This is a genomic window from Christensenella sp., from assembly GCF_034927525.1.
GTDB lineage: Bacteria > Bacillota > Clostridia > Christensenellales > Christensenellaceae > Christensenella.
This window is the reverse complement of sequence record NZ_JAYFPU010000225.1, coordinates 1-8935: the sequence shown is the minus strand read 5'-3', so window position 1 is coordinate 8935 and position 8935 is coordinate 1. Positions and strand designations below refer to the sequence as shown.

10 protein-coding genes are annotated in these 8935 nt (G+C 43.2%); all 10 read right to left on the bottom strand.

Features of this window, described 5'->3' with window-relative positions; all coding sequences use genetic code 11:
- Nucleotides 1–109: 109 nt before the first annotated feature.
- Entirely contained in the window at nucleotides 110–799 is a 690-nt protein-coding gene (locus VB081_RS09380; RefSeq protein WP_323400558.1) for a tRNA (adenine(22)-N(1))-methyltransferase, read from the bottom strand.
- A 108-nt stretch (nucleotides 800–907) separates the two neighbouring features.
- Entirely contained in the window at nucleotides 908–1345 is a 438-nt protein-coding gene (locus VB081_RS09375; RefSeq protein WP_323400557.1) for an RrF2 family transcriptional regulator, read from the bottom strand.
- A 121-nt stretch (nucleotides 1346–1466) separates the two neighbouring features.
- A complete protein-coding gene (locus VB081_RS09370) occupies nucleotides 1467–4013 on the bottom strand; it encodes a bifunctional diguanylate cyclase/phosphodiesterase (RefSeq protein WP_323400556.1) in 2547 nt (848 codons plus the stop codon).
- Between the two features lie 21 nt (nucleotides 4014–4034).
- Nucleotides 4035–4562: a V4R domain-containing protein gene (locus tag VB081_RS09365; RefSeq protein ID WP_323400555.1), complete on the bottom strand. Its 528-nt coding sequence runs from the start codon at nucleotides 4560–4562 to the stop codon at nucleotides 4035–4037.
- A 70-nt stretch (nucleotides 4563–4632) separates the two neighbouring features.
- Nucleotides 4633–4872, bottom strand: coding sequence for a carbon storage regulator CsrA (gene csrA / locus VB081_RS09360; protein WP_323400554.1), 240 nt, complete (start codon nucleotides 4870–4872; stop codon nucleotides 4633–4635).
- Complete coding sequence (gene fliW, locus VB081_RS09355; protein WP_323400553.1) at nucleotides 4844–5335, bottom strand: flagellar assembly protein FliW; 492 nt, start codon at nucleotides 5333–5335, stop codon at nucleotides 4844–4846. Before fliW ends, csrA begins: the two co-directional genes overlap by 29 nt.
- A 17-nt stretch (nucleotides 5336–5352) precedes the next feature.
- Complete coding sequence (locus tag VB081_RS09350; RefSeq protein ID WP_323400552.1) at nucleotides 5353–5958, bottom strand: DUF6470 family protein; 606 nt, start codon at nucleotides 5956–5958, stop codon at nucleotides 5353–5355.
- A 40-nt stretch (nucleotides 5959–5998) separates the two neighbouring features.
- Complete coding sequence (locus VB081_RS09345; RefSeq protein WP_323400551.1) at nucleotides 5999–7357, bottom strand: hypothetical protein; 1359 nt, start codon at nucleotides 7355–7357, stop codon at nucleotides 5999–6001.
- Nucleotides 7358–7383: 26 nt separating this feature from the next.
- The gene (locus tag VB081_RS09340; RefSeq protein WP_323400550.1) at nucleotides 7384–7590 is read right to left on the bottom strand and encodes a hypothetical protein; all 207 of its coding nucleotides are present in this window, start codon (nucleotides 7588–7590) and stop codon (nucleotides 7384–7386) included.
- A 41-nt stretch (nucleotides 7591–7631) separates the two neighbouring features.
- Nucleotides 7632–8935: flagellar hook-associated protein FlgK (gene flgK / locus VB081_RS09335; RefSeq protein WP_323400549.1), on the bottom strand; the 1304-nt coding region annotated here is incomplete at its 5' end.

Here is an 8935-nt window from a genome sequence, read left to right as displayed (position 1 = left end):
CCTGTAATTTCCGTCTGGTTCAATTTTATATTGAAGCCGCTGTTGTCCCAATCATATGCATAAGCTCTGGGTGCGAGACGCTCGATCAATAATTCCATTTTTTGCAAATTTACAGGCATCTTAATACCTCCGTAATCTGTTCATGCAGTTCGCTCATTTTTTTTCTGTATTCCTCTGTATTTCTTCCTTGCTTTGCATGTTCAATGACATATTCCAATTTCTTCTTTCTTGACATTAAATATTGCTTCAAAGGAGGCTGGCGCTTTTCCAGCAACCTCCTGCCAAAAAAAAGCTCTAATTGATTTGGCATATCATCTTCACCTGAAACCACTTCCATCAACTGATAATAATGGTTTTCCTCTTGCACAAGCTCCTCATCGGCAATCAAGAAATTATTCTCATATAAAAAAACACGCAACTCATACTCATTGCCGTGCGGCATGCAGATTATCTTCTTAGCGGAATGCGCAATTTCAAGATCGTTCTCCAGAATGCTACGTACCAAAAAGCCGCCCATGCCGGCGAGGATGATTACATCCGCTTCTCCTTTTACAAGAACGGATAACCCGTTTCCATTACGGGCGTCTAACCGGTCCTTCCAACAATTGCCGCATGCCAGGTCGATCGTTTTTTGCAAAGATTTTTCACTGATGTCTCCGGCAATGATTTTATCCGCTCTTGTCTCTTTGATCAGCGCTTCGCCGACCAATCCATGATCACATCCAATATCCGCAGCAATATGCACATGGTCAATTTTATCAACGATTGCTCGCATACGCCGGGATAACTTATCTTCCATAGGCCATAATCAGATAAGGCGGCTCTATACGCCGCCTTGAATCCACACTCCAATACTTAATACAACATCAATCTATTTGTGTCATTATAACAAATTAAAAGTTATCCTTCAACAGGATTTTGCAGCATCCGCCCTTTCCTGCAAATAAGTCTTCTGGCTGAATAAATCCTTAACAGACATCTCCTTTAAATAGACTTCCATTTGTTTTTTGACGTCGTTGAAATATCGTACAATCTCATCTTCTCCGTCGTATTTACATGCGCTTTTGGGCGATTCATAGAGCTCTAACGTTCCCTCGATCGCCTTGATTACTTCATATACGGAAATCTGCTCAATTCCTTTCACAATTCGATACCCGCCATCGCGTCCTTGCTCTGATTGGATCATACTATTTTCGCGTAATTTTGCCAACACTTTTGACAAATATTCATAAGATATTCCCAATGCCAAGGATATTTCGGTTCCTGTTGCAAGCCGTTCTCCATTCTTACCCAAATAATACAATATTCTCAAAGCATAGCCAAGAGTCGTTTGAAATTTTTTCATTTCGCTTAGATCTACCTTTCCGTCTCCTATAAGAATGAAACCCAAACCATCAGCTTTGCCGTGATCGCAAATACCGCCTGTTTATGTTCATATCATTTGTTTTGGAGTATTCGCTCATCGCCTAAGATCTGGGCAACTGAAAACGTCCGTCATTCAATTCCCAAAAAAGTTCAAATCTGGTTACATCTACAGGTTTCATAAAATAATATCCCTGCACAAGATCAACGCCCAGCCCCTTCACCATCTTCAACTGTTCTTCCGTCTCTACCCCTTCACAAACGATTGTCATACTCAATTGTTTTGCCATTTCGATCAAGCTGCTGAGAACAATATTTGTTCTGTTTCTTTTTTCTTCCTGAGATAAGTAAAGTACAAAGCTGCGGTCTAATTTTAATTCGTCAAAATTGATATTCAGCAACAGGTCTTCCGAGGAATATCCTGACCCATAATCGTCCATAGATATCCGGTATCCATGCTCCCGCAGTTCCTTAGACGCTTTGATCGCGCGTTCGTAAGAGTCAAAGAAAATATTTTCTGTTAACTCAAACATAAGCAAAGACGGATCAATCTCATAGCGCTGCGTCAATTGACAAATTTTTTCCACCAAGTCACTGTGTTGCATATGAATTCTTGACAAATTCAAAGAGATCGGTACGACCGGTTTTCCCTGATCTAATTTATTGCGCAAATACTGACAAACCTTTTCATAAATCTGAAAATCCATGTCAACGATGCTTCCATTGCGCTCCATCAGCGACAGAAACTCGCTTGGTCCAGTCGCCAGAACAGTACCTTTTTGGGGCAGCCTACACAACGCTTCCGCCGATACGATTTTTCCGGTTTGCACGTCCACCTGCGGCTGCAGGAAAAATTCGAATTCATCGTTTTGCAAAAGGGTTTTCAGCTTAGAGACCAATTGCGCCTCTCGCATCTGCTTTTGCTGCATGTGATCGTCATACAGGAGAAATTTTGTATTGTAATCCGTTTTAGCAAGTTTACGCGCAATATTTGCATGGTCCAGAGCGTCGTTCATGCCCTTGTATGTGTCTAAAGCAATAGGACATATGCCGCCGACAATTTCAATTTTACACTTAGGGTGATATGAACGCTGCTGCTGCAAAAATTTTTCTGCTCGCTTGTTCAATTCGACCATTTTTTTCTCCAGCGTTTCTCCTTTATCTAATGTAAAAATAATGATAAAAAAGTCAGACAGTATGCGCGTTCCTACGTAAACATTGAGATTCTGTCGCAAAAAATCCGCAAACGCAAGCAACTGCCTGTCGCCTTCAGAAAAACTGTAGTAATCATTCAACGTCTTGAAGTTTAAGATGTCCGCATACAAAATCGCAAGCTTCTTTGATTTTCCGTTCTTTTGGGCAGAGGCGCCTTTCGACATTGTTTTTTGCAGCACGCTAAAGGTCGGAAAATGGGTAATAGGATCGTATTCTATATTCGAATCACGTTCTGTTTGCGGCAATGTACGAATGACTTTTGACGGTTCGATAAAAGAACAGTCCTGCCGGGCGTCAGACAGTATTTTCTCAGAAGCTTCATAAGCGCCCTTATGGTATTCCGTAACTTTATAATGCATACGCAACGCATGCATGTTCTTTGCATATGCTTTTTTTAGAATTCCATGGCTTTTCTTGATTTGTAAAATTGCAATGTTGTCTGAATAATTTCTCAATTTCACAATAAAGTCACACTTATCGATGCGGCATACATAGCCGTCGTTTCCAAAACATTGCTGAAGGCTGCTTGCCACATCCTTGACGAATTGATCCGATTCCATGCTATTTAGCTTTTCTAAAAAATCAAAACCAACATAACAAACAGTAAACTTTGCTTCCTGTTCCACCGCCTCATCGATCAGCTCATAATAAAACTCTCGATTAAAAACGCCTGTAAGCGAATCATATATGCTGTTTTGCTCACCGGCAGTATCAGTTGCTTCGCTGTTGAGATTAATCCAATATGCATATGCTTGATTATTTTTCCAGACAATAGGAAAACGATAAACCTGGTATTTTATATCCTTGCCAATATCTATCGTAGCCATTCCATCGCCTTCCAAGGATGAAAATTTGGAATAAAGCGTTTTCATTTCCTTGGGATGCTCTTTTTCTTCGCGAACCGCCATGGAATTTTTATAGAGGTCCCTATCACTATTTTCTTCAAAAATAATGATAGGCTCGTTGAAGCGATTCATTAGGTATTGCATGAAGTCGTTTGATTCCATGCACAACTTCATCATATCCTCAGCGCGTTTTGTCTCAAGAGCCAGGTTATATTCCCGTTGTTTTAGCTGTTCGGTCAGCAAATTAAAGGCTTCAGAAAACTCTCCCATAAATTCAATATGCTGGTTATAATCGCCCTGTGTAATCTGCCTGATCTGCCACGTCATGTACGCAAGATTGGAACAAAGGGATTTGAGCGGCCAGCACAACGGATTATCTTTTGCGGGATGCGATACAATGAAATCGCCATTTGCAATTCCGGTTGCATATTCCCTTGCTTCCGTAACACAATGGCTCAAGAAATTAAGCCCCTCGCCTAAATCTCGGAACTCTGCTGATAGTTTGGATATATCAAGGATTTGTTCATTCTCTGTATTGTACAGTATGTCTTTTAAAAACTGAAACAATACCTTTTCATCATTATTTGGCATTAACGTTTCCCTGGATTCTATTTATTTTATATGCGCCTCAAATCTGCATACTCTATCTCCGGTAGCCCAACAATCGATTTCAGTCACGATATATTCTTTTCCGGTATATTCACTCAATATACCTGCAATAAACCCTTCATCATAGTTGCACACCGTTTCTCCCAACACCGGCAAACCCGAACAGTCCAGATCTTCGGCAACTGTGAGAATTGCTTTTCCCGTTGCCGCGTCAAATTTCTCGATTCTTAATATGCCGATTTTACTTTGAGATAATACTGTTTTCAACTGGGCAATAAAGTCGTCAAAATCCAACTTCTGGCCCAAATTTGCCTGATAAAATGTGCTGCCGGCCTTTTCTCCCGCTTTGCGAAAAAGCTCGATCATTTTATCTTTTCCCAACTCATTTACAAGAACATCGCGCAGGGTATATTGAAACAAACGATATACCTCAACCGGCATTTGCTCCCCCAGGTTGATACGGCCATTCTTAATGTCGCCAAGCTCACTTCCCAAGTTTGCTGTATGCTTTTTCTGAAAAATATTCTCCATAAGATGTTCTCCTCCTTATTCCATTAAAAAACCGCACAATGAATACGGTTTCTTCTCTGCGATACAATAACTAATCTTCTTTTTGCGCGTTTTCTTTCAACCCAGCAAGCTCAACCAGATTAACATTCACATGCGCTGCCGCTTGATTTTCCAAAACTACCTTTTTGAGCGCCTCGTACCGGAATACACGCATTGTCTTTGGGGCTTCAATCCCTATCTTTACCCGGTCGGAATCAATGCTAAGAAGCGTGATCTTAATATCATCTCCGATCACAACGGATTCATTCGCTTTTCTCGACAATACCAGCATCTGTTCCCACCTCCCCTTCTCTTTTGTAGTATTCCATGAGAGCCTCAAACGCCGGCTCGCTGATGGGGAAGGTTTTATAGTCCATCATGACTTGCGCCCCAATCATTTCTTTGATATTAATTAGGAGCGGAGCCATGAGGTTTATCGACATTTTAGAAAGATCATCCGGTATTACCATAATACAAAGAACAACGAGATCCTCCTCATTATGCGTACGAATCAACTCAAGCTCAGAATCGTCAACCTCAATTTCATATTCCGATTTTAACAAGAACGGATTGATAATCGGTATCGATATATCCGGCTTGTCAATACTTTGCAGCCATTGGATCGGTTCCGTCTGATCGCAACGAATAATCGCATATTTTCCCAGTCCTTCGAGACCTGGAAGTCCCCCATCAAATGTTATAATGCTTTGGTCATTGATCTCTATTGTTCCAAAACGTTCAGATTCTATCTTCACTGCATAACCCTTCTTTATCATATCTTTTTATCTACCTTGTCTCCGTTCTTTTTTGGGATATTGTCTTCGTTAACCGATATCTTTACATCCCCATGATTCCTCAACCGTATCTCGACCGAATGAGGCGTTACCATAATATCCGGCATAAAATCCTCCGTCCAGATGATTTCCACATCACCGGGAGACCATTCGATTCTCATTGCGCCTTCCGTCCATTCAATCTCAGGGGACGGCGCGCCTGACGACATCGACATTTCAGGAATGTCGCCCATCATATTATTATACGCCCATTCCCCCACTACATTTTGGGATGTGCCGAAATATGTCTCCAGCGAACCAAAATAATCTCCGCCCTCTACTATTTTCTGGACGGCGTCTCTTGTCATCTGCCGCGCGAGCTGCATCGTGTGCTGGCGAAAATATTCCGGAGAACGAATGCCGCGGTCGGCCCAGACCTGCTTCCAATTGACTTTCATCTCAGGGCGCTGATGAACCACTTCCATTTGCGCGCGCGTTGTTTTTACTTGGAATTTGCGTTGCACGTGGTTTTTGATATCAAGTTGAGCGCGCGTTGAAGATATATCCAGTGATGCCCTGCTCGTATTAATGTTGAGCGACCTCATTACGCATCTCCCCTTTCAGCAAATCATTCCAAAACCGTTTCTATCGTAAAAAGTCCATCAGAGTGGGCTGTATAATTTGCGCTCCACTCGCCAATGCCTGTTTAAAAATAGCCTCGCTATACTTATAGTTCATAATTGTCTGCGCCTGGTCGATATCCTCGATATTAGAACGAACAGCTTCATAGTTGATCGCGTCCAGAGAATATCTGTTCACCATTGCATCCAACTTTGTCGTTCGTGTTCCCGTCCCGACAATACATGTAAGCAATTGATCCTGAATGCCCGAGAGCGAAGTAATATATTTCGCAATTTCCTCATTGGAAGCGCCGTTTTGTAAATCGTTCTGCAAATTGATCAGGATGTTAAACATATTATTATCGCCCGTTCCGACAACGTCTATTCCCGTATAAGATACGTTAAATTTCATATTATATCCAATTTCAAACTGGATATTTTGCGTAGCCTCTTCACCGAGCTTTGTCGTCACAAATCCAGCGGAAGAAACCATTTGCGCGACAGCCTTTTCTGCAGTATCCTTAGATGGGTCAAGCGCGTCGGCCGCAGGATCCGTCGTCCATGAAATCACGCCCAGTCCTTGTGCGGACAGATCGATTTCCTGCGCGGCAACATCGGCGGCGCTCACTGTATGCGTATATACAACGCTACCGTAAGAGTTCAAAAAACGTATCTGGTCTCCGTCAGCCTCCATTGTATATTTTTCTTTTTCGTCTCTGATTTGTCCTGTCCATGAAAGACCGTTCGCATCGACCGCAGCCTTAGCGTCAGGCCCCATGACCGCATCAGAAAAACCATTGGCAATCGAGCTTGTGGTTACAGTACCCGCCGAAGCGATCGCCCCGGCGATCTCATCAGCAGTGGGAACCGTTGCGCCATTTTTCCATGAAAGAGTGCCGAAGCTTTTTCCGGAAGCGTCGCGCAATTCAATGCTTGCGCCCTTCTCCGCCGCCCAACCCGTTGGATCAATCGTTATTACCGAACTGTTTCCCTGTTGGTCAGTGAAGGTCACCTGATCTCCGACAGAAGTAATGGTATAATTGTCTGGTGCGGAAAGCATTCCGTTCCATTTAAATCCGGAGGCGTTTGCCGTATCTGAGATCGCCGTACCTGGCGAAACATTCTTTCCTACCTTGGAAAGATCAATTCCATTATACAAAACGCCCGTCAGATTCCCCGCCGCATCCCGCTGCGCTACAAACGGCGCATTGGTCGTATTAAACCCGGCAAACGTATAACGGTCGCCGTTGACAGAATTGCATGTTTCAATCAACTGGTTAGTCAACTCTGCGATTTGTTTCGCATAGATTTTTTTGTCACCTTCATTTTTTACGCCGGAAGCCGCTGTGACCAGCTCTCTCATATCGATGATAACCTGTTCCATCTCATTTAAAGACGTTTCCGTTTGCGTTACCCAACTGCATTGTTCTGATATTGCTCCAAGCGTCGTATCTGTTGCCGCGCATTTAAACTACTCAGCACGCCTATCGGGTCATCCGAAAGTTTTACGATCTTGCGGTTGCTCGCGAGTTGGTCATTATATTTTCCAACACGCCGCATCCCTGCATTCAAATTGCTTAACAAATTATCTATCATCATTGAGTTTGTTATTCTCATACCTATCCTCCTGCCAGTCCGGCCTTACAAGCTAAAAATAATTATCTGCCTACCAGCCCCATTTTATTGATCAGCGTATCGAGTTGCTCGTCAATTGCCGAAATCACGCGCGAAGCCGCGCTGTACGCATGCCCAAAACGAACCACATTTGTCATCTCTTCATCAAGCGAAACGTCGCTGACTGATTTGCGCTGCTGTTCCAGATGCGCCTTCATGACCGCCTGTCCGTCGGCAGTATCGTGTATGTGGCTCATTTGCGTGCTGATGTCGCTCATAAGGCCTTTATATACGCTGTCAATATTATCCGGGTTGCCTTCGTCATTTTTCTTAGTGATTAATTCCGCTAAAGCAATCGCAATTTTTGCGTTTCCCTTTTGATCATTTACATCCCCCGTAGTGGCAACAGGCATATCCGACGCCGCAATATTGAAAACATCTTTCAAGATATCGTCGCTGATCCTGAAATTCTGGGCTGTAATCTGGCTGTAATCCTTTTTGGTCGGATCATTGGCGTCCGCCGGAACGTAGAAGAAGCTAATGCCCGTCTTGCTTTCTCCATCCGCTTCATTTGGGATGGTATACCCTTTTTCATGCACGCTGTTCATGTCCGATGCGATTTTTTGACAAAGCTTATTGAGCTGTTGCACAATATATGGAATACCAATTTCATCCTTAGAATTTCCGTCCCGCACATCCATATAGCCGCGCAATGCGCCGTTTGTCACATTGACAGCGTTTGCCGTTGCATTTCCTTCTCTGTCCGCCCAATAAACGCCATACAGTTGGGTTGCGCCGCCATCAAGCGGATTGGCAACATTTTTCTCCGCCGCAAGCTGCTGATACTGGCCATGCCGGACAAGGTTTTTTCCTTCTATCTCCACTACCAACTGTCCGTTCATATCCTCATAAGAATTCACATTAATGAGCCCCGAAAGCGTATCTAGAAGAGTGTTTCTCTGATCACGCAGATCGTTTGCTTTTGCTCCTGAAAGCTCATAACCATAAATTTGTTCGTTGAGACGCGCGATTGTCTTTGCGATATCGTTGATTTCATTTACGGTGATCCTAACGCTTTCATTGAGCGTATCCTGTTGCTCTATCAGCCTGTCATAATATGAATTCATTGTTTGCGTCATCTTGATTGCATTTTGTTGGACATTGTCACGAATACTCCTCGACTCAGGGGCTTTTTCCAACTCATATAACGAATTGTAGAAGCTGGAGAAAATAGCGGACACGCCTGTTGATGTCAGCATATCGTCAAGCTCGTTATTGAACAATGACTCCACGTATTCAAAATACTGCTCTTTTGTCTGCCACTTGGCTGTTACCGTATTCTCTTTGC

Coding starts and splice junctions, on each gene's coding strand:
- VB081_RS09380 (WP_323400558.1), bottom strand. CDS start 799: ATGGAAGATAAGTTATCCCGGCGTATGCGAGCAATCGTTGATAAAATT.
- VB081_RS09375 (WP_323400557.1), bottom strand. CDS start 1,345: ATGAAAAAATTTCAAACGACTCTTGGCTATGCTTTGAGAATATTGTAT.
- VB081_RS09370 (WP_323400556.1), bottom strand. CDS start 4,013: ATGCCAAATAATGATGAAAAGGTATTGTTTCAGTTTTTAAAAGACATA.
- VB081_RS09365 (WP_323400555.1), bottom strand. CDS start 4,562: ATGGAGAATATTTTTCAGAAAAAGCATACAGCAAACTTGGGAAGTGAG.
- csrA (WP_323400554.1), bottom strand. CDS start 4,872: ATGCTGGTATTGTCGAGAAAAGCGAATGAATCCGTTGTGATCGGAGAT.
- VB081_RS09350 (WP_323400552.1), bottom strand. CDS start 5,958: ATGAGGTCGCTCAACATTAATACGAGCAGGGCATCACTGGATATATCT.
- VB081_RS09345 (WP_323400551.1), bottom strand. CDS start 7,357: ATGGAACAGGTTATCATCGATATGAGAGAGCTGGTCACAGCGGCTTCC.
- VB081_RS09340 (WP_323400550.1), bottom strand. CDS start 7,590: ATGAGAATAACAAACTCAATGATGATAGATAATTTGTTAAGCAATTTG.